This window comes from Salinibacterium sp. NYA9b (assembly GCF_976973725.1).
This window is the reverse complement of the sequence record NZ_OZ333476.1, coordinates 2,023,321-2,049,271: the sequence shown is the minus strand read 5'-3', so window position 1 is coordinate 2,049,271 and position 25,951 is coordinate 2,023,321. Positions and strand designations below refer to the sequence as shown.

Sequence of the window (25,951 nt, the reverse complement as noted above, 5' to 3'; positions counted from 1 at the left end):
ATGGCAGTACCGAAGCGCAAGATGTCGCGGGCCAGCACCCGCATGCGCCGCGCCCAGTGGAAGGCAACCCCTCCCACCCTCGTCAAGACTGTTGAAAACGGCAAGACTGTTTACAGCCTGCCGCACCGCGCCAAGGTAGTCGAAGACTCCGCTGGCACGCCCCTGTACATGGAGTACAAGGGTCGCAAGGTCGCTGACGTTTAACTAGTCTTCACATTCTCGAGTCGAAATGGCGATGACGGGCTCTGCCTCACCGGTTGAGCTCTCTGCTGTGCTCGGGGTCGCTATTGACCCCGAGTTGCTCACGCTTGCGTTGACACACCGCTCTTTCGCGTACGAAAACGGCGGAATCGCGCACAACGAGCGGCTCGAATTTCTTGGTGACTCAATTCTTGGCCAGGCAGTAACGGTCAAGCTGTATCGCGATAACCCGGAGCTTGACGAGGGAGACCTTGCCAAGCGTCGGGCTAGTCTCGTTTCTTCTGTCGCGCTCGCTGAAATTGCGCGCCTGATCGGCCTTGGCGCGTTCATTCGCCTCGGCAAGGGAGAAGAGCAGACGGGCGGCCGCGAAAAGCCGTCCATTTTGGCGGACACCGTTGAGGCAATCATCGGTGCCGCCTACCTCGACCTCGGCGAGGACGAAGCTACCGCGCTCGTCCTTCGCCTCGTCGCCCCGTTGCTTGCCGACCCTGAGCGGTTTGGTGCAGCAATGGATCCTAAGACGAGCCTTCAAGAGCTCGCCGCCCAACTAGGGCGTGGGGCTCCCGACTATCGCATCGAAGATAGCGGCCCCGATCACTCCAAGCGTTTTCACGCGAGCGTCGCTCTCGACGACGAGGTCATTGCGACCGGCATCGGCTCGAGCAAGAAGCAGGCCGAAATGGCCGCAGCGCTCGAGGCCTGGACTAGCCTCCAAGCCGCAGCGAAGTAACTGGCGTGCCCGAACTTCCTGAAGTCGAAGTTGTGCGCGCGGGGCTTGAATCAGCCGTTACCGGCGCGACGGCGGCATCCGTCACCGTCTTTGACGAGCGTTCACTGCGCCGCCATGAGGGCCCGAGCGAAGACTTCATTGACCGTCTGACCGGTCGTACTTTCCTGACGCCTCAGCGCCGGGGCAAGTTCATGTGGCTTCCGCTCGCTGACAGTGCTGAGGCAGACAGTGACGAAGCGCAGGATGAAGCCCTCGTCACGCATCTCGGCATGAGCGGGCAGGTGCTTCTGCGCGATCGGAGCACGGATGACCGGCTCACCCGCATTCGCATCGAACTTGATCATCCTGACCACGGCGCACTGCGCCTCAACTTTGTCGACCAACGTATCTTCGGCTCGATGGCGATCGACAGCATGCTGCCCACCGTTGATCAGCCCGCTTTCGCGGTGCCGAGCCAAGTGGCGCACATCGCGCGTGACCCACTCGACCCCTTCTTCGACGATGCCAAGTTCTTGCGATCGCTCAAGGCCAAGCGCACCACGGTGAAGCGGGCGCTGCTCGATCAGACCCTGATCAGCGGGGTCGGCAATATCTACGCCGACGAAGCGCTCTGGGCCGCGCGCGTGCACTACAACCAGCCCACCGAGACCCTCAGCCGCGCGAAAGCGGTGCAGTTGCTTGCGGAAGTGCGGGCGGTGTTTTCGAAGGCCTTGGCCGAGGGCGGCACGAGCTTCGACACCCAGTACCTCAACGTGAACGGCGAGTCGGGCTACTTCGCGCACTCGCTCAACGTCTACGGTCAGCAGGGGCGGGCGTGCCCGCGCTGCGGTCGTGAAGTCGTGCGTGAGAGCTTCATGAACCGCGGCTCGCACTTCTGTAGGTTCTGCCAGCGCATTCGCGTGAGTCAGTCTGCGAGCTAGCGTAACTCTTTCTTCCACGCGCCTTCAGAACCGATGGGAACAAAGCCGACCGCTTCGTTCACCGAGAGCATGGGGAGATTCTCCGCCGCGTTGTAGGTGATGACCGAGGGATGGCCGGGCGCAACTCGTTGGAGATGCGCCAGATTCAACACCTTGAGCAGGTTGCCGAGGCGGTGACCGCGGTGCTCGCTCAGGACGATCGTATTGTCTTGGAGCACCGCGAGTTCCGGCTGCTCTGGCACGGTGAGCGCGGTGTATGCCACCAATTCTGCTGAGGCTACGTGCTCAATCGCGGCGTAGACGGTCGTAACTCCACTAGCGAGTTCGCGTTCGTCATGATCGACCACTCGTTCTGCGGTCCAGATATCTTCGGGAGGCTCGAGTCCCGCACTGGGTTCGTCGGTACTCATGCGCGTGTAGAGCAGCGCGAGGTCGTCGCGCCACTGTTCTGGGCACATCCCCACCCACTCGTGCACGGCATAGTCGCGGCTACACCGCGTGATGGCGTCGTCGACGAGGGAGTGCAGGCCAGGAACCGGGAGAGGGAGCCTGCTCACGCGCTCAACCTGCTCGAAGCTGTACTGCTGCGACTGCAGAAACTGAGTGCCGGCACCGTCACGAGGAACGGTGCCAAAGCCTGTGGGGGAGTCCAGTAGCGCGCCATCAGTGGGCACGCTTGAGACGTAGACGTGAACTTTGCGCTTACCCGCATCCGCCGCAATCGTTTCAAGTTCGGTCAGCAGTCGGCTGCCGATACCGCGACGTCGATAAGCGGGATGCACGTACGCTTCGATCCACGCTGTATCCGCATCCTCGCCGACGTTCGTGCTGTAGTCGCCACGGCCCACAATGCGGTCCTGATCGAGGGCGACGAGCATCCGTCGGTCTTCGAACGCATTGGGCTGCCAGGTCACGAGGGAGACAAGCGGGTCGTGCGCCAGCTCGGGGTAATGCTGCAATATCTCGTCGGTCTCATTGCGCAACGCGGTTGCCGCGGTGAAGTCATCCGATCCATCGGCAGAGAGCGCGAGGGGAATCTCGAGGGCCGAAATGTCTATCTCTGACATGAGCGCACCAATCTGCGGGGCTAAGCGCTACGGAGGTAGCCGACCAGAATACGCCGCGAGTCCGCAGCGCGCTAGAGCCAGGTGCAGCGAGGCACTCATGGCGCGTGACGCTGACGCGAGCCGCGATGCCTGCGCGGCAGAACGGCCGGGCCCCGCGCATCCGGTACCGTATAGCAAGGTTCTGACCAGCAACTTGGTCAGGAATTTAACTAACGCTGAGACCAGCAACGACCGGGCGGTGACGTGTACCTCAAAAGTTTGACCCTCAAGGGGTTCAAGTCGTTCGCTCAACCGACCACTTTTGCGTTCGAACAGGGCGTGACGTGTGTCGTCGGCCCCAATGGTTCGGGCAAGTCGAATGTGGTGGATGCTCTCGCCTGGGTCATGGGCGAGCAGGGTGCCAAAACTTTGCGCGGCGGCAAGATGGAAGACGTCATCTTTGCCGGAACCGCCACCAAGGGACCGCTGGGTCGTGCCGAGGTCATCCTCACGATCGATAATGCGGATGGCGCGCTGCCGATTGAGTACAGCGAAGTCACCATCAGCCGCACCCTGTTCCGCAACGGCGGCAGCGAATATGCGATCAACGGCAGCTCGTGCCGACTGCTCGACGTTCAAGAGCTCCTCAGCGACTCCGGTCTCGGCCGCGAAATGCACGTCATTGTTGGTCAAGGCCAGCTGGATGCGGTGTTGCACGCCAGCCCCGAAGACCGTCGCGGCTTCATCGAAGAAGCAGCCGGCATCCTCAAGCACCGTCGTCGCAAAGAGAAGACGCTGCGCAAGCTCGACGCGATGCAGGCGAACCTCACGCGTCTCTCCGACTTGGCGGGGGAGATCCGTCGTCAGCTCAAGCCCCTCGGTCAGCAGGCCGAGATTGCCAAAGAAGCGGCCTCGATTGCTTCGATCGTGCGGGATGCTCGCGCCCGCCTCCTCGCCGACGAGGTCGTTGAACTGCGCTCGAGCATCAACGATTTCAGCCGCAGCGAGAGCGAACGCAAAACGCAGCGCATCGTGCTGCAGGAGCAGCTCGACCAAAACAAACTGCGCGAAGCCCGACTTGAGCAAGCCCAAGTCGGTGGCGAAGTAGATGAAGCCCGCCGCGTGGCTTTCGGCCTTGAGTCGGTGCAAGAACGCTTGCGTAGCCTCTACACGCTCGCGAACCAGCGACTGTCGTTGCTCGGGCAGCAGAGCGATGCGCCCGTTTCCAGCAACAGCGTCAGTCAGACCCTCGTCGACGAAGTTAAGGCCGGCGCCGATGAGCTCGCGACCGGCGTTGCGGATGCCGAGAAGGCCGTCGCCGCAGCCGCTGCGGCAACCGCGACAGCGAAGGCCGCGCTCGACTCCCTCGACGAAGAAATCGCCGCGCAGAGTGCGCTCGTATCGCGTCACGAGTTGGAGAGCGCCGGTCTCACCGCTCGCGTTGAAGTCGCCACCTCCACTCTGACTGCAGCGCAGGGTGAACTCGTGCGTCAGCAGCAGGCGCTCGCCGAAGCCCAGTCGCGTCGAGAGGCAGCCCAGGCCGAATTTGAGGCTCTCGAAACCCAGGCCAGCAACTCGACCGTCGAAAGTGATGGCTCGCTCGACACCGCCTACGAGGCCGCCGAAGCCACAGTTTCGAGCATTCAGGCCGAGATTGAAGCCCTCCGCGAAGCCCTCCACGCCTCCGAGCGCGAGCGCGATGCCTTGGCCGCCCGCAACTCGGCGCTATCCCTCGCGGTTGACCAGAAAGACGGCTCAAGCGCTCTCGTCGCTGCCAAGCTTTCGGGCATCCGCGGTCTCGTTGCTGAACACGTGAAGATCACGCCCGGCTACGAAGCGGCCATCGCTGCCGCTCTCGGCACGCTTGCGGATGCCGTACTTGCCGATGACCGCGATTCGGCCATTGATGCGCTCGCCGAGTCTGCTTCGCGCGACTTCGGTCGCGTTGAAGTCGTTGTGGCCAACGCCGCGAAGCAGACCGTATCGCTCGGAACGGCGGCCGGAACCATTCCCGCCACCGACGTCGTCACGGCCCCCGACGGAGTGCACGGTCTCCTCACCCACGTTCTCATCGCCGACGACCTTGAGGTCGCCCGCGCCGCCTATGGCTCGCTCTCGAACGCCGCCGATCTCACTTTCGTGACCCGTGACGGAGACGTGCTCACGCAGTTCGTGCTGCGCGGCGGCTCCGGTGCGAAGCGCTCTCGCCTCGAACTTGTTGCTGAGCGGGATGCCGCCGCCGACAAACTCGGCGTTGTCACGACCCAGATCGAGCGCACGAGCTTCGAACTCGACGAGAAGCGCCGCGAGCTCACCTCCGCGAAGACGGATGCTGAACAAGCCCTCGTAACCTTGCGCGAATACGACGCCCAGCTTGCCGCGCAGTCCGAGTTGCTCGGTCGCCACCGGATTCAGGCTGAAGCCGCCCAAGCCGAGTGCGACCGTCTTGCTCGCGCGGTCGCTGTTGCCGAAGAAGCCGTGGCCGACGCCACCACCGAAGTGGCTCGCGCCCAGACTGCCGCCGACAAGTACCAGGCTGCTCCGCGCCCCATGCTCGACGTCTCCGAACGCGAACCGATGCTGGCCGAAGTGGATGCCGCTCGGGCCCACGAAGTCGAGTTGCGCATCCAAATGGAGACCATCCGCGAGCGAGTGCGCGCCGAGCGTGCCCGCGCTGAACAACTCGCCGCCCAGCTGGTGCGCGAGCGCGAAGCAGCCCAAGAGCAGGCGCGACTTGCCGTTATTCGTCAACGTCAGATCGCCTCCGCGACCAAGGTCGTAGAGATGCTTCCCGCGGTGCTCGACTCGGTTGATCGTTCGCTCTCCGAAGCGCGCGTTGTTCTTGCCTCGAAGGAAGCGGCGCGCTCGGCCCAGAACGAAGAGCTCTCCACTCTGCGCCGCGAAGAATCGGCATTGCGTGAACGCCTTTCGGCGGTCAGCGAAAGCGTCCACGGCCTTGAAATGCAGATCTACGAAAAGAAACTGCACCTCTCCAGTCTCCTCGAACGCTCGGGCGAAGAACTCGGACTCGTCGAAGACGTACTTGTGGCGGAATATGGCCCTGAGGTGCCCGTTCCCGATGACCGGGTGAACGACGAAGCGGCCGAGAGCGCCGCCGTCGCGGAGCCCGACGAGAACTCCGCTGCCACGGAATCTGACGCGAGCCCCGCAACACCCGAGCCAGACGAGAACGCTGAGCCCGTGGCATCCGGCCGACCGTTTGTACGTGCCGAACAAGAGGTTCGCCTGCAAAAGGCCGAACGCAAACTTGCGCGCCTTGGCCGGGTCAACCCGCTCGCTCTCGAAGAGTTTGATGCGCTCGAGCAGCGCCACAAGTTCTTGACCGAGCAACTCACCGACCTCACGAACACGCGTAAGGACCTGCTGACAATCATCGACGAGCTCGATGAAAAGATGCAGGTCATCTTCGCGAGCGCATTCGAAGACACCAAGAACGCGTTCAACGATGTCTTCCCGGTGCTGTTCCCCGGTGGCACCGGAAGCATCTTCCTCACCAACCCCGACGAACTGTTGACCACAGGAATCGAAGTCACGGTGAAGCCGGCCGGCAAGAAGATCGAGCGCCTCTCACTGCTGAGCGGTGGTGAGCGGTCGTTGGCCGCCGTCGCGCTGCTGATCGCCATCTTCAAGGCGCGCCCCAGCCCGTTCTACATCATGGATGAGGTTGAAGCGGCGCTCGACGACGCCAACCTTGGCCGCCTGCTGGCGATCTTTGAAGACTTGCGCCAGACCAGCCAGCTCATCGTCATTACCCACCAAAAGCGCACGATGGAAATCGCGGATGCCCTCTACGGCGTCAGCATGCGTGCCGATGGCATCAGCGCCGTCGTGGGCCAGCGCGTCGCGAAAGAGACGGCGTCAGTCGACGCGAGCTAGATCGTGAGAGTGATCGCTCGTGATGAGCGATGACTGCTAGTCGACGCGCGAGAGCGGTTCGCCGTTGACGGTGTGCACGCACCAGCCCGTGTGCAGCTTTTCGACCGTCGATACCGAGCCATTGAGAATGTGGTCGAAGTCACGACCGGCCAGTTGCGAAAGCGTGTAGCGGATGATCGTGCCGTGGCACACGACGATCACCTTTTTGCCGGGGTAGTCCTGGGTCACCTCGTTGAGGGCGGCGATTCCGCGCTCGACGACGTCATGGAGCGATTCGAGTCCGGGGTAGCCGCTGTGGTTGGGCCAGCGTTCGTTGATCTCAGGGGTGGTGAGGCCCTCGCCTTCGCCATAGTTGCGCTCAATAAGCAGGTCGTAGCTGCGACCGAGCTCGAGACCCAAACCGTCGGCGATGATCTGGGCAGTTTCGCGGGCACGCTGTAGGGGAGAGCTGACGATGACGTCCCACTCGGAGCCCCGCAATACCTCTACGGCCTCCCGCGCCTGCTCGCGACCGGTGTCGTTGAGGGGAATGTCGCTGGAACCTTGCATGCGTCCGGCAGCGTTCCAGTCGGTTTGGCCGTGGCGAATCAATGAGATGGTCATGGAGCTCTTTTCTTCGGAAGTTCTTGAACGATTGTTTCAGAGTCAGCTGGCGGGATGTGACAACGCTAGTGCGGTTGGCTGTCGTTGAGGCGCGCCCGAAGGGTCGGCAGGGTAGTAGAGCGCGCGGCTGACGGCGATGCTATAGCGCTCGCCTACGGTCGGCCGTGGTCCCGGCACAAGGCATCGAAAATCGATTCCATTCCAGGTAACCACGACGTCGCTTCCCTCGCGTCCGAATAGTGACGAGACGACGATTCCCTGAGGCCCATCTCCCGTCGCGGGGTGCAGTGTGATGTCTCCCGGGAGGATGGCGACAGATCCCGCGCCATCACCGTGGCCGCCCTCAATGCGGTCACGGGCGATCCGGAGCAGGTGATCATCGGCCGTGAAACCGTGATCCGTCATTCGGCCCGGAATCACCGTCGCGTCACTCAAAAAGCTGGCGATAAAGGCTGTGCGTGGCTCGTGGACCAGCTGCTCGGGTGTGCCGACCTGTTGTATGCGTCCCTGATCGAGCACCACAACGCGATCAGCGAGGGCCAACGCCTCGTCACGGTCGTGAGTGACGTGCACAACGGTGAGACCCATTGCCCGCGTGAGGCTGCGCAATTCGAGGCGAAGCCTGTCGCGCAAAGGTTCGTCTAGCGCGGAGAGCGCCTCGTCAAGAAGCAATACCCGCGGCGTGGACGCCAATGCGCGAGCCAGCGCGACGCGCTGTCGTTGCCCGCCAGACAAAGTGGCCGGATTGCGTTTCTCCATCCCTGCGAGGCCAACGAGTTCAAGCACCTCAGACACCCGTGCAGCGCGTGCGGCCCGCGGTTGTCCTGCAAGCTTGAGTGAGTAGCCCACGTTCCGTGCGACATCCCAGTGGGGCCAAATTGCGTGCTGTTGGAAGACCATGCCGAGCTTGCGGTTTTCTGGTTGCACGAAAGTTTTCTCGCCCGCAACCACCTCGCCGCCGATGCGGATGTCGCCCCGGGTAGGAGCGATAAAGCCGGCGATGCTGCGGAGCAAGGTCGTTTTTCCTGAACCGCTCGGGCCTACCAACGCCACAAATTCTCCATCGGCGATCGTGAGGTCGATGGCGTCGAGGCCGCGGGTTCCGTCGGCAAATCGCAAGCTGACGTCGTTGAGGGCTATCGAAGACATGGATTTCCTTTCTAAGCACGGATGCCGCGAGCGGTGAGCCCGAGTCCGGCAAGTCCGATAATCGTGATGATGAGCGAGAGAGCGGATGCCGCGTTGTACGCACCCGCCTGTTGAAGGTTGAAAATCAGCACCCCGATGGTTTGAGAACCGGGTGCTACGAGGAGTACAGAAATGGTGAGTTCGCGAACCGCGGTGAGCATCACGAGCACGCCGCCGGTTATTGCCGCCGGTGTCGCGAGTCGCCACGAGATATCGAAGAGCGCGCGAGCGCGGCTCGCTCCCGCCAAGCGAGCGGCTTCTTCCAGCGCGAGCGGGGTCGAACGTAGCGGCGCGTTGACGGACTGCACCACCATCGCGAGGAACGCCATGACATAGGCGCACAGGATGAGCCATGGAGTGTTGAACAAGCCCAACTGCGGAGCAATAATGAGCCAGCCGACGGCGAGCACGAGTCCGGGAATCGCTTGAGGAAGCAGCGCCACACCGTTGAGCAGAGCATTGTCTCGGCTGCGCAGGCGGGTGATGAGCGTTCCGATAGTGAGCCCGACAATCGCACAGATGACTCCTGCCGCGACGGAGAGCACTAAGGAATTGAGCGCTCCGGTCGTGGTGCTGGGGCTAGCCAGCGCCCGGCGGAAGCTATCGAGCGTGAGATTCTCCCAGGTCAAGGGAACTCCTGGAGCCGGAAGCAGCGCCTGCGTGGCCAAGGCGAAGATGGGCAGAGCGGTCAAGGACAGTCCCACAGTCCACGCGATCACAGTCGTGAGGAGCTTCGCTCGGCCTAACTGCACGGGAACGGCCACTGTTGCCCCCGCCTCGAGCTCAAGTTTGCGCCGCGAGACGAGATTGTCGGCGAACACGGCGAGCGCGGCCAGCACGAGTAGAAGGAGCCCGATGGTCGAAACGACCTCGAGCGGAGCATCCACGGTGCCGGATTGAATGTAGCGGTAGACGAGCGTTGAGAGGGTTACATAACGCTCGGGCAGCCCAATGATCGAGGGGATACCGAAGTCAGCCAGATTCGAGACAAGCGTCAGCGTAAACGCAGAAAGCAGCGCTGGTTTCAACAGAGGAATGGTTATATGGCGAACCGCAGTCCAGGCCCCAGCGCCGCCAATTCTCGCGAGTTGTTCAAGGTCGCTGGGAACGCGTCTCAACGCCGCGCCGATGATGAGGTAGGCGATCGGATATGAGTGAACGATGAGGAGAAACACCACGCCGTCGCCACCGTAAATGTTCCAGAGTGGTGAGCCGAACGTCGCCGACCAGAAACGGTTAACGGGGGCGGCCGGGCCGGCGATTCCGAGCCACGCGATCGCTCCGACAAATGGTGGTACCAGCAGTGGGGTCAGCATGAAGAGACGCAGCACGCGCGCTCCGGGAAGGTCAGTGCGGTCGAGCACCAGTGCTAACGCGAGACCGAGTGCGACTGCTCCTGCAGCCGACAGGCCTGCAGAAATGAGGCTATTGAGCCCTGCCTCAAGCACGTCGCCCTGCAGCAATAAGGGGAGATGATTGCCGGAAAATGCCTGAATGGCGATAGCGCTGAGTGGGGTGACGATGACACCCAGGCAGAACAGCCACGCTGCTACCCGGAGCCAGCTAACGCCATCCCAGCGGAATGCGCGCCCGTCTGGCCGGCGTGGAGTCCGGTGGAATGGCGCGCCGGAGGGGGCCCGGTCGCGAACGACCAGGCCCCGAACAGTGTTGCTAACCGATGAGGTCATTGAAGTACGCCACTGCTTCTGCGCGACTTTCGCTGATGATGTCGAGGTCGGGCGTCACGATAAGGATCTCGTCCATCGAGGGCGCTCCCTCGGGAGTGCCGACGTCGTTGCGAACAGGCAGGTAGGACTGCGCTACCGCCATCGTCTGGCCCTCAACGCTCAGCAGAAAGTCGATGAACAGTTGCGCGGCTTCGGGCTCGTCGGTACTGGCGAAGATTCCCGCTGGCTGAGACACGTAAGGCACACCGTCACTCGGGTATGACACCGCGATGGGCGAGCCGGCTTCGGCTAGCTCGCGGACAAGGTAGTCCACGACCGCGCCAACGGGCTGGGTTCCCGTGGCGATGGCCTGCGACGTAGGCCCGTTACTGTCGACGATGACGGGATTGTTGGCTGCGAGCTTCTCGAGCCACTCCTTACCGAGTTTGTCGTCGTTGTACCAGACTGCAGCGTTGAACGCCGCGGCTCCGGAGACATCAGGGTTAGGCATCACGATCTTGTCGGCCCACTGCGGGTCGGCAAGCTCTTGCCACGATGACGGCGGAGTCTCGACGAGTTCGGTGTTGTAGGCGATCGCAGTCGGGATGATGCGCGTTCCGACGTAGAACCCCTCAGGATCGATGAGGTCTTGATTGATGTTCTGTGCTTCTGACGATTCGAACTCAAGCAGAAGATCTTCCGCGGCGTAAGCCTCGAAGGTGGGAGCATCGGCCGCGAGCAAAATATCTGCCTGGATGTCGCCAGCGACGCGTTCTGCTTCAATGCGGGCGGTCAGATCGCCGGTACCGGCGCGGAATACTTCAACACTGATGTTGGGCTGTTGCTCCGCAAAAGCGGCGATGATCTCGTCGATCTTTTCTTGGGGTTCGGAGGTGTAGAGAGTGATGCTTGCTGCGTCAGCGCTTGAATTTGTGGACGACTCTGCGGCGGTCGCGCAGCCGGTCAGTGAAACACCGGCGAGTGCGGCGAACGCAACAAGCGTGAGGGGCTTTCGTGCTAGAAACATGATTCTTCTTTCAGGTGAGGGTGGATACTGCGGTGACATTGCGGGAGTGAGAAGTGAAGAGAATTTCGGAGGCGTGCAGGGGAATTGAGACGACGCTGTGGCCGCGTTCGTGGAGGCGGATGAGTGAATAGGCGGGCAAATCCACTCCGCACACTTGTTCTGCTGCTGCCGTCGGGTCTTGTTGGTACGACAGTGCGGGGCTCACGGAGACTGGAATGCCGGCGAGCTGAGCGCTCAGAGAGTGGTGAAAGTGGCCGGCGAGAATGAGTCGCACATCGGTTGTCGCGATGACAGCGGCCAATTCGTCGGCGTCGCTCAGCTCTCGGCCGGCGAGCGAGGGCAGCGGAGACGGCACGGGAGGGTGGTGCAACACGAGAACCGTGCCCCCAGCCGCCGGTTCGCTCAGTTGCTGTGCGAGCCAACGGAGTTGAGCTGTGCCGAGGCTGCCGGAACTTGAATCGAGTAGTGCGAAACGGGTCTGGCCGATATGAACAATGCGCCGGTTCACGCTCGCGGACTGCGGCAGAGTGAGAAAAGCCAGAGGGTGGTCATGGTTGCCCGGCACGACAAGCGCGGGCGCGCCCGTGCTTGCCTCGAGCCGAGTGAGCGCTGCGGCGACATCGCTGTAGGCCTCGGTGTGGCCGGACTGCACGAGATCTCCAGCGACGATAACGGCGTCGGGTCTCACCCCCATCGCAGCGAGCGAACCGGCAACGAGATCCAGACGGTCGACCCCGTTGACCGTTCCATAGAGGGGGCCGCCAACGCTTGCATGCGGATCGCTGACATGCGCCAACACGAGGCTATGCATGATGCGCCATCCGTCGATCAACAAGCATGGTGATCTCATCGGTGGTCACTCCGTGGGCGAGGAGATAGTTCGTGATGCTGCCGAAGCGAACGCGTACCTCTGCGAGCGCGGATTCGAGTGCTGTTGCCGGGCTGTCGAGGTGGAGTTCGAAGGCGTCGGAGAGTTCGTTGCCGCTGAGGTCTAACGAGGCAAGTGACTCGGCAACTAAAGCGTGTCTGCGGGGGCGAACATGGTGCCCGGATGCTGCGTAATCGTCAATGATCGCGGACTCATCGACCCCCGAGGCCAGCAGAGTCAGAGCGACGACGAGGCCCGTGCGGTCTTTGCCCGCTGTGCAGTGGACGAGCACTGGGGCGTCGGCCTGCGCAATTGTGGATACTGCAACAGCGAGCTTGTGGCCGCGATCAAACAGCATGAGCTCATAGATCGAGGTGATGCTGCCTAGCTGCGGTGGGCCATCGGGGAGGTCGTAGATCGGGATGTGGATTGTCGTGATGGAGGCGGCGTGTGACGGGCGTTCGCGCTCTTCGCGAAGATCTACCACCAGCCCGACATCGTTGGCGCGCAGAGTGTCAAAGTCAACGCTCTCCAGCTGATCAAGTGTGGCTGAGCGGTACAGCCAATCTTGATGGGCAGCGCGGCGAAGGTTGTATGTTCCGGACAGGGTCCACATCGCTCAGTCATCCATTCCGTCGTTTCACGAAGCGTGAAATTCGTTTCACATGACTTTCGCGAGCGGAAGTGAACGCGCAGTAAACGGGGTGCGATGCTCCGGTGTACCGACTGCGACAGTTGCGTTAGGGGGTGGAGAAACCGTCGGTGAGCGAGTCTGCGACGACATCGCGCATCGACGTGATGACGGAGTCACCTTCTGGCTGCGCAAATACCGCCCGCTGCAGCGCATGAAGCACCAGACCATGACTAATCCTGCTGAGGTGGGGGTCCACATCATGGTTGCGGGTCACGGGCCCGGTGATGAGCGAGATATCGGCAATTCTCGTCAACGGTGAGCGAGCAAAACTCGTGATCGCAATCACCGTCGCTCCGCCACCGTCTTTCGCTGCGCTGCATGCCTTGAGGGTGTTCGCGTTGGCGCCGGAGTAGCTGACGGCGAGGCACACATCGCCCTCCTTCAACAGTCGCGCCGCGAACTGTTGGGCCTGAACATCGAGGGGAGCATCAACCGGGCGGCCGGCGGTGAGAAACCGAAGTGCAGCATCCTGAATGGGCGGAGAGGAAAACCCCGTACCCACCATCAGCACTCGCGCGGCGCGGGAAAGCGCGGCGGTGGCGTGATCGAAATCGCTAGTGCTGAGGCTCTCCTGGCTCACGCTAATAGCGTCGGTGGCCTCAGCAAAAATCGTGGCGACAATATGGCGTGGTGACTCGTTGTCGTGATGGGGAGTGCGCGCCAGCTCGAGACGAAGATGCTGGTACCCCCGAAAGCCGAGGTTCTGGCAGGCTCGAATGACTGTCGCCGGAGACGTGCTCGCAATCGCTGCGAGCTCAGCGGTCGACCACTCCACAGAACTGTCGGGCGAGTCGATCAGTGCCTGCACCACTCGACCTTCGCTCGGGCCGAGCATGGGGAGCGCTGAGCGCAACCGAGTGAGCAGGGGAGACGACGCTCCAGAATCTAGGGAACTCATGCGCACTCCTTGGCTGAGTAATGTGGCGTGGCGCACAGCATACTGAGCTTCGGCGAACCGAAGGTGTCGATTCGGGCGCTCACGTGCCTTAACCTGTAGTCATGGCAGCATCCTGGTCGCTCTCGGGCGCACTCAAATCAATGTTCGCGCGCGACACGATCGACGCGGAGACCTGGAGTGACCTCGAAGACGCAATGATCTCGGCCGATTTCGGCCCCGACATCACTGAATCCGTTATCGACGAGCTACGGGCAAGCGTCGCGCGTTTCAAAACTGACGACCCTGCAGACCTGAAGCGGATGCTGCGCGAAACCCTCGAGGAACGTCTCGCCCGCCTCGACCCGACTCTCACCCTCAGCGCCCGCCCCGCAGTGGTGCTGGTCGTGGGTGTCAATGGCGTTGGAAAGACCACCACGATTGGCAAGTTCACCAAGTTCCTCGTTGGCCACGGCCGCACGGTGGTCGTGGGTGCTGCTGACACGTTCCGTGCCGCTGCCGTTGAGCAGTTGGCGACGTGGGCGGAGCGCGGGGGAGCCGAAATCGTGCGCCCCCAGCAGCAAGGTCAAGATCCGGCATCCGTCGCCTTTCAGACGGTGGAGCGCGCTCAGCGCGAGGGCATCGACATCGCGATCATCGACACCGCTGGTCGTTTGCAGACCAAGAGCGGTCTGATGGATGAGCTTGGCAAGATCCGTCGCGTTGTCGAAAAGCAGACGGAGATCGCTGAAGTGTTGCTCGTGCTTGACGCGACAACCGGCCAAAACGGTGTCGCTCAAGCAGAAGCGTTCATTCAGCACGCTGGGGTGACTGGCCTCGTCATTACGAAGCTTGACGGCTCAGCAAAGGGTGGCTTCGTGCTCGCCGTTCAGGAGCGCACGGGCATCCCGATCAAGCTCGTTGGGCAGGGCGAGGGCATCAACGACCTCACCGGTTTCACGCCCCACGTCTTCGTGCAGGGCCTCGTCGGCTAGTTGCTAGTTGCTAGTTGTCGGCCGCCCAGGTGCCGGTCGCGACGGGGTAAGCGCCTCGCGCTAGTTGCTGACAGCCTTGTGAGCTGCAGACAGCTCGAGGTAGTGCGCGGCGTTCTGCCGAACGCCAGCCTTCTCCTCGTCGCTGAGTTCGCGGCGAACCTTGGCAGGCACTCCGGCGACGAGTGATCCGGGCGGGATAACGGTGCCTTCGAGCACAACAGCACCGGCGGCGACGAGTGATCCGGTTCCGATTACGGCTCCGTTGAGCACGGTGGCGCTCATGCCGATGAGGCAGTCGTCTTCGACGGTGCAGCCGTGGAGTACGGCGCCGTGACCGACGCTCACTCCGGAGCCGACGGTGGTGGGGATGCCTTCATCGCAGTGCACGGTGACGTTGTCTTGCAGGTTTGAGCCTTCGCCGATCGTGATGGCGTCGGTGTCGCCGCGCAGAACGGCGCCGTAGAAGATGCCGACGCGCTCGGCCAGGGTGACATTGCCGATGAGCGTGGCGTTGGGCGCAACGAAGGCGCTGTCGGCGACGGAGGGGGTTTGTCCGGCGAGGGTCACGATGAGAGCTGTCATGTCTCTAAGCTATCGCGTGCTGCGTGCGGGCTTCGCGTCACTGTGGACCCTCAGCGGGAGAAGCGGGAGGCGATCTCGATCAGCACGCTTTCCTTGCCGACGTAGATGCCGTCGGCGCGGGGCCAGTGCCCAATCACATCGGTGAAGCCGAGGGCGTCGGCGCGACCGACAGCGTCTTCCCACGTGTCGACGCTTTCCAGACTGAACTGGGGTGCGCCATCCAAATTGAGGTAGCGATCAATGCTGCCGGATGCTCGGCCGGCCTTCTCGAGGGCGTCATCCATGCGCGCGGCGGTGTCGGCGACAATCTGCCACCACTCGTCGAGGGTGTCGGCGGTGCGGCCGAGGGTGAGCCAGCCATCGGCCAGCTCGGCGGTAAGCCGTAGGCCGCGAGGGCCTTCGGCGGCAACCACGAAGGGCAGGCGCGGGCGCTGGGCTGGTGCCCCGACCATCCGCGCGTTCACTGCTGTAAACCAGTCACCGCTGAAGCTGATGCCGCCGCTGCCGGGGTCTTCGAAGCGCAGCAGCTCGTCGAGGCCGCGCACAAACTCTTCGAAGCGGGCGTGACGTTCGCGGGGGCTAAGTTCGGTTTGACCGAGCACTGTTGAGTCGAAACCGGTGCCGCCCGAGCCAACGCCGAGCAGAAAGCGGCCAGCGCTCACGTCGTCGAGAGTTGCCAATTCTTTGGCGAAGGGAACCGGATGCCGGTAGTTGGGCGAGGCGACAAAGGTGCCGAGCCCGATGCGGTTCGTGACGCTCGCGGCTGCCGTGAGGGTCGGAACGGTGGCGTACCACTGCTCGTCGGCGAGGGACCGCCACGAGAGGTGGTCGTAAATCCAGGCGTGATCGAAGCCCATTTCTTCCGCTTGAATCCAGCGGTGTTGGGCTTCAGCCCAGGGCTGTTGGGGCAGTATGACGATTCCGTGTCTCACGTTCTCACCCTACTCGGAGCCTCTGTCGGCGTTGTGGAGTCGCAGCACAGCCAAAGACACCTTAAACTGGTGGCATCATGGCCACTTTTGGAAATCTCACCGACCGCCTCGCGGATACCTTCAAAAACCTGCGCGGCAAGGGCAAGCTCAGCGAGGCGGATGTCGATGGCACCGTTCGCGAGATTCGCCGTGCCCTCCTCGATGCTGACGTTGCGCTCGAGGTTGTTAAGGAGTTCACGGGTCGCGTTCGCGAACGTGCGCTTGGCCACGAAGTTTCTGGTGCGCTGAACCCGGCGCAGCAGGTGGTGCAGATCGTCAACGACGAGCTCGTCACGATTCTGGGCGGCGAGGCTCGCCGCATCGAGTTCGCGAAGAACCCGCCGACGGTCATCATGCTCGCGGGTCTGCAGGGTGCCGGTAAGACGACTCTTGCCGGAAAGCTCGCGAAGTGGCTCGCAGCTGACGGCCACACGCCGCTGTTGGTCGCGGCCGACCTCCAGCGTCCGAACGCTGTTACCCAGCTGCAGGTTGTTGCCGAGCAGGCTGGTGTCGCCGTCTTCGCTCCCGAACCGGGTAACGGCAAGGGTGACCCGGTCAAGGTTTCCAAGCAGGCCATGAAGTTTGCCAAAGACAAGCAGCACGACGTTGTGATCATTGACACCGCTGGTCGTTTGGGTGTGGATGCCGAGCTCATGAAGCAGGCAGCGAACATCCGTAAGGCTGTCGACCCTGACGAAGTGCTCTTCGTTATTGACGCAATGATCGGTCAAGACGCCGTCAAGACCGCTCGCGCCTTCCAAGAGGCCGTGGACTTCACCGGTGTTGTGCTCACCAAGCTCGATGGTGACGCTCGCGGTGGTGCAGCGCTGTCGGTTGCTTCCATCACGGGTCGTCCGATCATGTTTGCGTCGACGGGTGAAGGTCTTGGCGACTTCGAGCCGTTCCACCCCGACCGCATGGCCAGCCGCATCCTCGACCTTGGTGACATCCTCACCCTTATCGAGACGGCGCAGAAAACCTTCGACGAAGAAGAGTCGCGCAAGGTTGCCGAAAAGTTTGCGACTGACTCGTTCACTCTTGATGACTTTCTGCAGCAAATGCAGCAGCTCAAGAACATGGGCTCGATCAAGAGCATGCTCGGCATGCTTCCCGGTGCGAAGGGCATGCGCGAGCAGCTCGACAACTTCGATGAGTCGGAGATCACGCGCACTGAGGCGATCATCCAGTCGATGACAAAGCAGGAGCGCACCACACCGAAGCTCCTCAATGGTTCGCGTCGCGTGCGCATTGCGCGCGGTTCGGGCACAACCGTCACTGAGGTGAACGCGCTCGTGAACCGCTTCGAGCAGGCCGCGAAGATGATGAAGACGGTCGCTAAGGGTGGCACGCCTCAGATTCCGGGAATGGGCCCGATCCCTGGTGGCCACGGCGGCAAGTCGGCGAACGCCAAGAAGAACCAGAAGAAGAAGGGTTCCAAGTCTGGCAACCCCGCCAAGCGCGCTGCAGAAGAGGCAGCTCGCGCTCAGGGTGCTGTCGAAACCTCGGCACCCGCCGGCTCTGGCTTTGGTCTTGGCGGTTCGAAGCCTGCCGCTGGCGGACCGTCACCAGAAGAACTCGAAAGCCTACAAAAGTTCCTCGGGCGCTAGCCGCTAGCACTTTTTGACCCTTCCGTCGCCGGTGCTGCACCACTCTTCGTGGTGTGTGTGGGAGGGGATATTGTGGAGCTATGACACAGAGCCGCCCCGTTCGTATCGCCGTTCAGCTTCAACCTCAGCACGCCGAATATTCGGTCATTCGTGACCGCGTAAAAGAGCTTGAACAGCTGGGCGTTGACGTTCTCTTCAACTGGGATCACTTCTTCCCGCTCTACGGTGAGCCCGACGGGCTGCACTTTGAAGCGTGGACAGAGCTGGCATCGTGGGCAGAGATGACGAGCCGAGTTGAGTTCGGCACGCTCGTGAACTGCAACAGCTACCGCAACCCCGATCTGCAGGCCGACATGGCTCGCACCCTTGACCACATCAGTGGTGGCCGCTTCATCTTCGGCACCGGCTCTGGCTGGTTCGAGCGCGACTACCAGGAGTATGGCTACGACTTCGGCACGGCCGGCTCGCGGTTGGATGCTCTTGCTGAAGCACTGCCGCGCATCGAGTCGCGCTGGCAAAAGCTCAACCCGCCGCCCACGCGCAAGATCCCTGTTCTTATCGGTGGTGGGGGAGTGAAGAAGACTCTCAAGCTTGTCGCCAAGCACGCCGACATCTGGCACAGCTTCGCCACGGGCGAGGAGCTCGTGCACAAGCTCGAGGTGCTTGCCGGTCACTGTGAGACCGTCGGCCGCGACATCAACGAGATTGAGCTCTCGAATGAGTTGCGCGACAAGAGCGTTGAAGATGCTGACAGTATGCGGGAGCAGGGCATCACCCTCTTCACGCTCGGTATTACGGGGCCGGATTACGACCTCACGACTACCAAGCAGTGGCTTGCGTGGCGGGATTCTCAGAACGGCTAACGGCACCTCTTTGGGGCTTTATTGGCGATCGGTTCCCCAAGCCGTCAAAACTCTGGCAGAATAGGCGGTTGAGTCCTCCGTAGCCCGACCCTCTAATCAGGCCCGGATGGAATCCACTAGAGCTTTTCTGCCGAGTGTGCCCCCACGCTCACGGCTAGCGGTTCGCCACCAATAACATTTAAATCAGGAGAATTGTGGCTGTAAAGATTCGTTTGAAGCGCATGGGCAAGATCCGTGCACCCTATTACCGCATCGTCGTTGCCGACTCGCGCAAGAAGCGCGATGGCCGTGTCATCGAAGAAATCGGAAAGTACCACCCCACCGAGGAGCCCTCGTTCATCGAGGTCGAGTCCGAGCGTGCACAGTACTGGTTGAGCGTTGGCGCGCAGCCTAGCCCGCAGGTTGAGGCAATCCTCAAGCTGACCGGCGACTGGGGCCAGTTCAAGGGTGACAAGAACGCTGTAAGCACCGTCAAGGTCAAGGAAGCTAAGGCAGAGTTCCAGGCTGACGAGAAGAAGAAGCCTGTTCTCAAGCCCAAGGCTGAGAAGGCAGAGCCCAAGGCTGAAGAAGCACCTGCTGCAGAAGCTCCCGTCGCTGACGAGGCTGCTGCTGAAGCACCTGCCGCCGACGCAGACAAGGCTTAGCAATTGCTCGCTCCCGCGCTCGAACACCTCGTTAAAGGCATCGTCGATCACCCCGAAGACGTTCAGGTCGTTGCAAAGAACACGCAACGCGGCGAACTCCTCGAGGTTCGCGTGCACCCAGAAGATCTTGGCCGCGTAATCGGTCGCTCTGGTCGCACCGCGAAAGCACTGCGAACGCTGATCACGGCTCTGGCCGATGGTCGCAAGGTTCGTGTCGACGTCGTCGACACTGACTTCTAAGCAGTGGGCGAAGTAAAGATTCCCCGAGAAGGTCGCACACAGCTGCGAGTGGGGCGTCTGACGAAGGCTCACGGGCTTAAGGGAGCCGTCAAAGTAGAGATGTACACGGATGCCCCGGAACGTCGTTTCGTTCCGGGCGCCGTGTTTTCTCTGCAAGTGCCGACAAGTTCGGCCTGGCATGGCAAGACACTAGAGCTCATTGAGCTCAAGTGGTTCAACGCACAACCGGTCGCGTTCTTTAAGGGCGTTCCTGACCGCAGTGCCGCTGAGAAGCTCGTCAAGGCAATTCTGTGGATCGATCACGATCCCAACGAAGCGCCAGAAGAAGACGCGTGGTTCAACCACCAGCTGATCGGCCTCACTGTTATCCGTGACGGCAAAAAGGTTGGCACTCTTGCGCAGGTAGATCATTTCCCCGGGCAAGACTTGTTGACGGTCACTACCGACAACGGTGACGTCCTGGTTCCCTTCGTGAAGTCCATCGTGGCTAGCGTCGACATCGAAGCGGGCGAGATGGTGGTTACTCCACCTCCCGGACTCTTCGAGGAGATTGCGGAAGACGCATCCGAAGAGCCCACAGAAGCGGTCGTAGAAACGGTCGAAAAAGAGACGCCGAGTGCAGCTTCTGACGAGGCTGACGCGCCCGAGTGCGACTAGTAGCGAAGGTCACCGCGTGCGCATCGACATCGTGACGATCTTCCCCGATTTCTTCGGGGTGCTCGATATTTCCCTCCTGGGCAAGGCTCGCGAGCGGGGAATCATCGAATTGGGCGTGCACGATCTGCGCGACTACACGCACGATCGTCATCGCACCGTCGACGACACTCCCTATGGTGGTGGTGCTGGCATGGTCATGCGCCCCGAACCGTGGGGAGAAGCGCTGGATGCCGTTCTCGCGCCCGAAACGGTAGTGATCGTTCCCACGCCTGCCGGAGTTCCGTTCACGCAGGCTGCAGCCCGCGAACTGGCTCTCGAGAAGCATCTCGTCTTTACGTGCGGTCGCTATGAGGGCATCGATCAGCGCGTGATCGACTACGCGGCATCCACTGTTCGGGTTCGTGAGATCAGCCTCGGCGATTACGTGCTCAATGGTGGAGAAGTTGCCACGATGGCGATGATCGAGGCGATTGGTCGTCTCGTGCCCGGAGTAATTGGCAACCCCGAAAGCCTCACGGAGGAGAGCCACGAACAGGGCCTTCTCGAATACCCCAGCTACACCAAGCCATCGACGTGGCGTGAGCGTGCTGTGCCTCCGGTGCTGCTCAGTGGCAACCACAAGGCAATTGCCGATTGGCGTTATGCGCAGCAGGTCGAGCGCACCAAGCGTGTTCGCCCCGATCTCTTGCCCGACGCGGAGTAGTACAACTTTCTTCGCGTCTCAGACCCCTGTGTAAGCATGGAGCCATGACGATCAGAGTGACGCCCGGCTCCTTTTTCGCAGCGATTGCGGCAGTTGCTTTGATGGCTGGCTGCACCGCGACTGATGCTGATTCTTCAGACTCGTCGTCGACGGATGCCGCGACGCCAGCACCAGCATCAACGGCAAGCTCCGAAGGTGGAGCGGGTGAATCGAGCGACTCGACTCTCACCACCCGACGGATGACGGTCGACGACGTCACGTTCGCCGATCTCACCGCGAGCCCGCTCCCGGATGGTTACGTGCAGTCTGCGGTGTCGGTGGATGCCTGGCCGTCGGTTGACGTGCTCGTCGACGCCACTGACGCCGAAGTTGTGCAGGCTCGGGGAGAGTTGGCGGCGACGCTCGGCGGAGCGGACATGGTCATCACCGCTGAGGTGGCGTCGTGCGAGCTCATCGCCGTCTGGGTGCTTCCGCAGCCCGATAGTCTGCGCGTCGGCCACGAAACCAACCCGTCTGCGGTCGGATGCTCGGCGCCGACCACCTACGACGTGCTGTTTGCTATCCCGAAGGCAGGAACTAACAGCGAGGGCAGCTGGGACTACACCAGCACGGTTGCGCCGATTCAGCTCGAGCGTCGCGTCGGCACCCAAAGTTAGAGCTGACGGCTTTCGAGAACGCTGGCGTGCGGTCTCGATGCGTTGGAGTTAAGTGCGCGCGGACTGCTCCTACTTGCGAGCGGTAAGGACGAGCGGGCCGTCTGCAGTCACGGCAACCGTGTGCTCGAAGTGAGCCGCGCGAGATCCATCGACGCTGCGCAGGGTCCAGCCATCGTCATCCGTGTAAATGTCATCGGTGCCGATCATGAGCCACGGCTCAATCGCGAACACGAGGCCCGGCTTGAGCGGCATGCCGCGGCGAGCTTTTCCATCGTTCGGGATGTGCGGGTCGCCGTGCATTTCGCGGCCAACGCCGTGCCCGCCAAAGTCCAAGTTCACTTCGTAGCCAGCACCGTAGGCGACATCACCGATCGCGGCCGAGATGCCGCCGATGCGATTGCCGACTATAGCCGCGGCGATGCCAGCATCGAGGGCGCGAGAGGTGGCATCCATGAGTTTGAGGTCTTCGTCACGGGGAGTGCCCACGGCGAAGGTGATCGCAGAGTCGGCAACCCAACCATCGACCGCAACAGCGAAGTCGAGGCTCAGGAGGTCGCCATCTTTCAGCGTGTAGTCGTGGGGGAGGCCGTGCAGGGCCGCGTCGTTGACGGAGGTGCAGATGACCTTGCCGAACGGCGAAGCACCAAACGAGGGGTGGTAGTTGATGTAGCAGCTCTCCGCGCCACGCTCGCGAATCATGCTGTGGGCAAGCGCATCGATCTCGAGCAGGTTCACGCCCACTTTGGATGCCGCTTCGGTAGCGGTGAGGACGCTGGCGACAAACTCGCCTGCCGCCTTCATCTCATTAATTTCGGCGGGGGTTCTCAACTCGATCATGCGGTAGCTGCCTCTTTCGTGTGCGGTGCCAAGAGTTGCGCAATGAACTCTCGGAGCTTGTCGATAAACGGTTCTTCACCGCGCGGGTCATACAAGAATGCACGCTCCAACAGCGAATCGGCGATTTCTACCGTCACTTCGATGTCGAAAGCGAGGGCATCCGAGGCGGGAACTTCGTAAGTGGTGACAAGAAGGTCGGTCAAGATCTCTGCCAGCGCCGTGTTGTTGCTTTTGCGATCAACGTTGAAGCGGCGGTCGATGATGTTGCCGAACGACAACACTCGAAAGCCTGGCTCGGTGCGGCAAAACTCGACATAGAGATCGATGGCGGTGTTGAGAGCCTCAAGGCCCGTTGTCGCACGCTTCGCGAGGGTTGCCGAAAGCCCGGCGCGATATTTATCGAAGTTGCGTGACGCGAGGCCGCGGAGAAGCGACTGGATGTTGGGGAAGTAGCGATAGATAACGCCAACCGAGGAGCGTGACCGCTTTGCGACTTCACTCGTGGTGAGGGCATCAATGCCTATTTCGTCGAGCAGTACAGCGGCCGCATCGAGGAGGACGTTGATTCGTTCTGCGCTTCGCTGCTGCACTGGTTCGGTGCGAACGATCGCGGTGTTGGGCACGGGGGGACACCAAGTCTTTCGGTTCGATGCTTCTCAGCATTCCTGATCACTTCGAAGATACCCTGAGAAGCATGATGATCAGGCGTGCGTTTTATTACTGGCAGTTCATCGCGGTACTTGTCTTGCCCGTGTGGGTTCTGATTGCGCGCGGAATCTACGGGTCGAGCGTGGGCTGGGACTTCGTTCTGTTTCTCATCCTGTGCCCCATCTTGGCTTTCGCGCTGCTCGCTATTGCCGGTCTCACCGTCGCCCGCAAGAGCGTTCGTGATTCGAAGAGCGTCTCGTGGATCGATGCGGGGCTGCTTACTGTGTGGCATGCCGCGATCATCATTTACGGCTTTGTGGATGCGCCGTTCCCGGCCGCCCTCATCGTGATCGTCGCCATTGCAGCGTTCTGGATCGCCCTCTGGCAGCTGGTTACCGAGACACGCAACCGTTTCACGAGCCTCGTTGAGGGCTTCGAGCGCGATGCCCAACGGCCAACCCACCCGGGGGAGAAGCTCGACAATGGTCGTGTGATCATCCTCGAACCGGATGAGAATGGTAATTTCGACTAAATCTGTGGCAGAATTGTCGATTGTGCTCGCGCACGACTCTGCCATGAGGGCGTCGTAACCGCTTGAAGCACAAACTTTCTTATCTAACTAAGTGTGTTCGACTCATGGCGGGCGCAGAGAGCGATCACTAATGCATATTCTCGATGGCGTCGACAAGGCGTCTCTCAAAGACAACATTCCTGACTTCCGTGCCGGCGATAACGTCAAGGTTCACGTAAACATCATCGAAGGTACGCGCTCGCGTATTCAGGTGTTCCAGGGCGTAGTTATCGGTCGCTCGGGCCACGGCGTTCGCGAGACCTTCACGGTCCGCAAGGTCAGCTTCCAGGTCGGCGTAGAGCGTACCTTCCCGGTTCACTCGCCCGTCATCGACCACATTGAGGTCGTATCGCGCGGACTCGTCCGTCGCGCCAAGCTGTACTACTTGCGCGATCTTCGCGGCAAGAAGGCAAAGATCAAAGAGAAGCGCGACAACTAACACAACTCGCAATTCACAAACCAACGGCTCCCGGCGGCATATGCTTGCTGGGAGCTTTGGGGTTAAATGACAAACGAAACTGTTGAAAACACGCTGCCGGGCAGCCGTGGCGGTACTCGCCATGCAGCCAAGAAGACCGGCGGGTGGAAGCTTTTCCTTCGCGACTTAGTAATCATCTTTGTCGCGGCGATTCTGATCTCTTTCCTGATCAAGACTTATCTGGTGCGGTCGTTCTATATTCCGTCGTCGTCGATGGAAAACACTCTCCAGATTGATGACCGCATTCTGGTCAATCAGCTCGAACCTGACCTCTTTGCCATTGAGCACGGCGATGTTGTCGTCTTCACCGATCCGGGTGGCTGGCTCCCTGCGATCTCTAGCGAACCGCAGAACTGGTTCGTCGGCGCCGTAGACGGCGTGCTTGCTTTCGTCGGGCTCAGCGCTCCCGACAGCAGCAACCACCTCATCAAGCGCGTCATCGGCTTGCCGGGCGACACGGTGGAATGCTGCAACGAATTCGGGCAGATTATTGTGAACGGCATCCCGTTGGAAGAGCCGTACATCAAGCTTCCCGACGCGGTCACCAAGGCCACTCAAGAAGATTTCTCTGTCACCGTTCCCGACGACTCCATCTGGGTGATGGGTGACAACCGCTACAACTCTGCTGACTCCGCCTTTCACAAAGACGATCCCACCGGCGGTTTCGTGAAGATCGATTCTGTCGTCGGCCGCGCCATGCTCATCAGCTGGCCGACCGAGCGCTGGAGCATCCTCGATAACTACTCCACGACGTTCCAGCGGGTCACGCAGAACGCCGAGTAGACGGTGGCAGTAGCAGACCCGAATAGCGACGTTGAGCTCGAGCTCTTTCGGGCGGGCGCGCTGGCAGTTATTGGCTGCGACGAGGTAGGGCGCGGCGCGATTGCGGGCCCGGTTGGTGTCGGCATGACGGCGATGACTCCGGCGCATGGTGACTGGCCGGTAGGCCTTCGCGATTCCAAGATGCTCAGTCAGAAACGTCGCGAACTCCTCGAGCCGCTCACTCTCGAGTGGGCACCGCTCTCCGCTGTTGGTTACGCGGATGCCACCGAAATCGACTCCATCGGAATCACCGCTGCCTTGGGGCTCGCTGGCAAGCGCGCGCTCATCCAATTGCACGAAGCGGGGCTCGACATCATGTCGTCCATAGTGCTGTTGGACGGCAGCACCGACTGGCTCAGCGGCGCCCTGACCGTTGCGCCGCGAGTGCACACCCGCGTCAAGGCCGACCGTGACTGCGTATCGGTGGCTGCGGCATCCGTGGTGGCTAAAGTGCAACGCGACAAGCTCATGATCGAAGCCGACGGGGAGTACCCGGGCTATGGCTGGCCGAGTAACAAAGGCTACGGTTCGGCAGCGCACTTCGAGGCTGTGCGCAGTCTTGGTGCCACCGAACTTCATCGGCACACATGGTTGCGGTAGTGCGGCCTACAATAAGGGCAGCATGGATGAAGACGAGTTTGAAGACTACGACCGTGAGGTCGAGCTTGCGCTGTATCGCGAATACCGCGATGTAGTGAGCCAGTTCCGTTTTGTAATTGAGACGGAACGGCGGTTTTACCTCGCCAACGAGGTCGATTTGGTGCGCCGCGATACGGAACACGACTTCTACTTTGAGCTCTCGATGACCGATGTGTGGGTGTGGGATGTGTACCGTTCCGACCGCTTCGTGAAGAGCGTGCGCGTGCTGACGTTCAAGGACGTCAACATCGAAGAGCTCAGTGCCAAGGACCTCGAACTGCCGAAGGAACTCGCGCTCGACGAATAGCGCGTGTCGCTGGTTG

The 25,951-nt window shown here is 61.5% G+C and carries 29 protein-coding genes; 17 read left to right on the top strand and 12 right to left on the bottom strand.

The genetic code is table 11. The features are described 5' to 3' along the window. Genes rpmF through mutM form a run of 3 tightly spaced genes read left to right on the top strand, consistent with a single transcriptional unit; the run spans window position 1 to window position 1,851 of the window. On the top strand, window positions 1-204 hold the full coding sequence (rpmF, locus tag ACWFSR_RS09825) for a 50S ribosomal protein L32 (protein ID WP_009772721.1): 204 nt from the start codon (window positions 1-3) through the stop codon (window positions 202-204). A gap of 25 nt (window positions 205-229) precedes the next feature. Beyond that, on the top strand, window positions 230-931 hold the full coding sequence (rnc, locus tag ACWFSR_RS09820) for a ribonuclease III (protein WP_197106075.1): 702 nt from the start codon (window positions 230-232) through the stop codon (window positions 929-931). 5 nt (window positions 932-936) lie between these two features. Continuing rightward, window positions 937-1,851: a bifunctional DNA-formamidopyrimidine glycosylase/DNA-(apurinic or apyrimidinic site) lyase gene (mutM, locus tag ACWFSR_RS09815; RefSeq protein ID WP_447522289.1), complete on the top strand. Its 915-nt coding sequence runs from the start codon at window positions 937-939 to the stop codon at window positions 1,849-1,851. Here mutM and ACWFSR_RS09810 read toward each other — a convergent pair. After that, a complete protein-coding gene (locus ACWFSR_RS09810) occupies window positions 1,848-2,918 on the bottom strand; it encodes an N-acetyltransferase family protein (RefSeq protein WP_447522288.1) in 1,071 nt (356 codons plus the stop codon). The genes mutM and ACWFSR_RS09810 overlap by 4 nt on opposite strands. 243 nt (window positions 2,919-3,161) lie before the next feature. Here ACWFSR_RS09810 and smc point away from each other — a divergent pair, with 243 nt between their 5' ends. Next, entirely contained in the window at window positions 3,162-6,794 is a 3,633-nt protein-coding gene (gene smc / locus ACWFSR_RS09805) for a chromosome segregation protein SMC (protein WP_447522287.1), read from the top strand. 36 nt (window positions 6,795-6,830) lie between these two features. Here the strand turns inward: smc and ACWFSR_RS09800 are convergent, their stop codons facing one another. From ACWFSR_RS09800 to ACWFSR_RS09770, 7 genes are all read right to left on the bottom strand, one after another. Next, window positions 6,831-7,397, bottom strand: a complete 567-nt coding sequence (locus ACWFSR_RS09800; RefSeq protein WP_197106071.1) for a histidine phosphatase family protein — start codon at window positions 7,395-7,397, stop codon at window positions 6,831-6,833. A gap of 42 nt (window positions 7,398-7,439) precedes the next feature. Continuing rightward, window positions 7,440-8,546: an ABC transporter ATP-binding protein gene (locus ACWFSR_RS09795; protein WP_447522286.1), complete on the bottom strand. Its 1,107-nt coding sequence runs from the start codon at window positions 8,544-8,546 to the stop codon at window positions 7,440-7,442. Between the two features lie 11 nt (window positions 8,547-8,557). Continuing rightward, a complete protein-coding gene (locus ACWFSR_RS09790) occupies window positions 8,558-10,273 on the bottom strand; it encodes an ABC transporter permease (RefSeq protein WP_447522285.1) in 1,716 nt (571 codons plus the stop codon). Beyond that, a complete protein-coding gene (locus ACWFSR_RS09785) occupies window positions 10,257-11,279 on the bottom strand; it encodes an ABC transporter substrate-binding protein (protein WP_447522284.1) in 1,023 nt (340 codons plus the stop codon). Before ACWFSR_RS09785 ends, ACWFSR_RS09790 begins: the two co-directional genes overlap by 17 nt. Before the next feature lie 10 nt (window positions 11,280-11,289). Beyond that, window positions 11,290-12,090: a metallophosphoesterase gene (locus tag ACWFSR_RS09780; RefSeq protein ID WP_447522283.1), complete on the bottom strand. Its 801-nt coding sequence runs from the start codon at window positions 12,088-12,090 to the stop codon at window positions 11,290-11,292. Next, the gene (locus tag ACWFSR_RS09775) at window positions 12,083-12,763 is read right to left on the bottom strand and encodes a tyrosine-protein phosphatase (protein WP_197106066.1); all 681 of its coding nucleotides are present in this window, start codon (window positions 12,761-12,763) and stop codon (window positions 12,083-12,085) included. The genes ACWFSR_RS09780 and ACWFSR_RS09775 overlap by 8 nt, the downstream gene beginning before the upstream one ends. A gap of 124 nt (window positions 12,764-12,887) precedes the next feature. Beyond that, window positions 12,888-13,739 (bottom strand): MurR/RpiR family transcriptional regulator, encoded by an 852-nt coding sequence (locus ACWFSR_RS09770; protein ID WP_197106065.1) that lies wholly within the window; start codon window positions 13,737-13,739, stop codon window positions 12,888-12,890. Between the two features lie 101 nt (window positions 13,740-13,840). On the opposite strand from ACWFSR_RS09770, the gene ftsY reads away from it, so the two are divergent. Beyond that, entirely contained in the window at window positions 13,841-14,710 is an 870-nt protein-coding gene (gene ftsY / locus ACWFSR_RS09765) for a signal recognition particle-docking protein FtsY (RefSeq protein ID WP_197106064.1), read from the top strand. Between the two features lie 60 nt (window positions 14,711-14,770). Here ftsY and ACWFSR_RS09760 read toward each other — a convergent pair whose 3' ends face one another. Both ACWFSR_RS09760 and ACWFSR_RS09755 read right to left on the bottom strand, forming a co-directional pair. Further along, the gene (locus ACWFSR_RS09760; protein ID WP_447522282.1) at window positions 14,771-15,292 is read right to left on the bottom strand and encodes a gamma carbonic anhydrase family protein; all 522 of its coding nucleotides are present in this window, start codon (window positions 15,290-15,292) and stop codon (window positions 14,771-14,773) included. A 50-nt stretch (window positions 15,293-15,342) separates the two neighbouring features. Then, window positions 15,343-16,224 (bottom strand): LLM class flavin-dependent oxidoreductase, encoded by an 882-nt coding sequence (locus ACWFSR_RS09755; protein ID WP_447522281.1) that lies wholly within the window; start codon window positions 16,222-16,224, stop codon window positions 15,343-15,345. 77 nt (window positions 16,225-16,301) lie between these two features. Here ACWFSR_RS09755 and ffh point away from each other — a divergent pair, with 77 nt between their 5' ends. The 7 genes from ffh (at window position 16,302) to ACWFSR_RS09720 (ending at window position 21,633) form a co-directional block, all read left to right on the top strand. After that, entirely contained in the window at window positions 16,302-17,870 is a 1,569-nt protein-coding gene (ffh, locus tag ACWFSR_RS09750; RefSeq protein WP_197106061.1) for a signal recognition particle protein, read from the top strand. A gap of 80 nt (window positions 17,871-17,950) precedes the next feature. After that, on the top strand, window positions 17,951-18,733 hold the full coding sequence (locus ACWFSR_RS09745) for an LLM class F420-dependent oxidoreductase (RefSeq protein WP_197106060.1): 783 nt from the start codon (window positions 17,951-17,953) through the stop codon (window positions 18,731-18,733). A 194-nt stretch (window positions 18,734-18,927) separates the two neighbouring features. Then, window positions 18,928-19,377 (top strand): 30S ribosomal protein S16, encoded by a 450-nt coding sequence (gene rpsP / locus ACWFSR_RS09740; protein WP_197106059.1) that lies wholly within the window; start codon window positions 18,928-18,930, stop codon window positions 19,375-19,377. 3 nt (window positions 19,378-19,380) lie between these two features. Continuing rightward, on the top strand, window positions 19,381-19,617 hold the full coding sequence (locus tag ACWFSR_RS09735) for an RNA-binding protein (protein WP_010203243.1): 237 nt from the start codon (window positions 19,381-19,383) through the stop codon (window positions 19,615-19,617). Between the two features lie 48 nt (window positions 19,618-19,665). Continuing rightward, complete coding sequence (rimM, locus tag ACWFSR_RS09730) at window positions 19,666-20,274, top strand: ribosome maturation factor RimM (protein WP_447522280.1); 609 nt, start codon at window positions 19,666-19,668, stop codon at window positions 20,272-20,274. 16 nt (window positions 20,275-20,290) lie between these two features. Beyond that, window positions 20,291-20,977 (top strand): tRNA (guanosine(37)-N1)-methyltransferase TrmD, encoded by a 687-nt coding sequence (trmD, locus tag ACWFSR_RS09725; protein WP_447522279.1) that lies wholly within the window; start codon window positions 20,291-20,293, stop codon window positions 20,975-20,977. Window positions 20,978-21,021: 44 nt separating this feature from the next. After that, entirely contained in the window at window positions 21,022-21,633 is a 612-nt protein-coding gene (locus tag ACWFSR_RS09720) for a hypothetical protein (protein WP_447522278.1), read from the top strand. Between the two features lie 69 nt (window positions 21,634-21,702). Here ACWFSR_RS09720 and map read toward each other — a convergent pair whose 3' ends face one another. Next, window positions 21,703-22,470, bottom strand: coding sequence for a type I methionyl aminopeptidase (map, locus tag ACWFSR_RS09715; protein ID WP_197106056.1), 768 nt, complete (start codon window positions 22,468-22,470; stop codon window positions 21,703-21,705). Continuing rightward, window positions 22,467-23,093, bottom strand: a complete 627-nt coding sequence (locus tag ACWFSR_RS09710) for a TetR/AcrR family transcriptional regulator (protein ID WP_197107149.1) — start codon at window positions 23,091-23,093, stop codon at window positions 22,467-22,469. The genes map and ACWFSR_RS09710 overlap by 4 nt, the downstream gene beginning before the upstream one ends. A gap of 71 nt (window positions 23,094-23,164) precedes the next feature. On the opposite strand from ACWFSR_RS09710, the gene ACWFSR_RS09705 reads away from it, so the two are divergent. The 5 genes from ACWFSR_RS09705 (at window position 23,165) to ACWFSR_RS09685 (ending at window position 25,935) form a co-directional block, all read left to right on the top strand. Continuing rightward, window positions 23,165-23,650 carry an MFS transporter gene (locus tag ACWFSR_RS09705; protein WP_197106055.1) on the top strand — a complete coding sequence of 162 codons (486 nt, stop codon included), beginning with the start codon at window positions 23,165-23,167 and terminating at the stop codon, window positions 23,648-23,650. 130 nt (window positions 23,651-23,780) lie between these two features. Continuing rightward, on the top strand, window positions 23,781-24,128 hold the full coding sequence (rplS, locus tag ACWFSR_RS09700; RefSeq protein WP_129071803.1) for a 50S ribosomal protein L19: 348 nt from the start codon (window positions 23,781-23,783) through the stop codon (window positions 24,126-24,128). A gap of 66 nt (window positions 24,129-24,194) precedes the next feature. Then, window positions 24,195-24,950, top strand: coding sequence for a signal peptidase I (lepB, locus tag ACWFSR_RS09695; RefSeq protein ID WP_197106054.1), 756 nt, complete (start codon window positions 24,195-24,197; stop codon window positions 24,948-24,950). A 3-nt stretch (window positions 24,951-24,953) separates the two neighbouring features. Further along, window positions 24,954-25,589, top strand: a complete 636-nt coding sequence (locus ACWFSR_RS09690; RefSeq protein WP_197123863.1) for a ribonuclease HII — start codon at window positions 24,954-24,956, stop codon at window positions 25,587-25,589. A gap of 22 nt (window positions 25,590-25,611) precedes the next feature. Beyond that, a complete protein-coding gene (locus ACWFSR_RS09685) occupies window positions 25,612-25,935 on the top strand; it encodes a DUF2469 domain-containing protein (protein WP_009772690.1) in 324 nt (107 codons plus the stop codon). Window positions 25,936-25,951 lie beyond the last annotated feature (16 nt).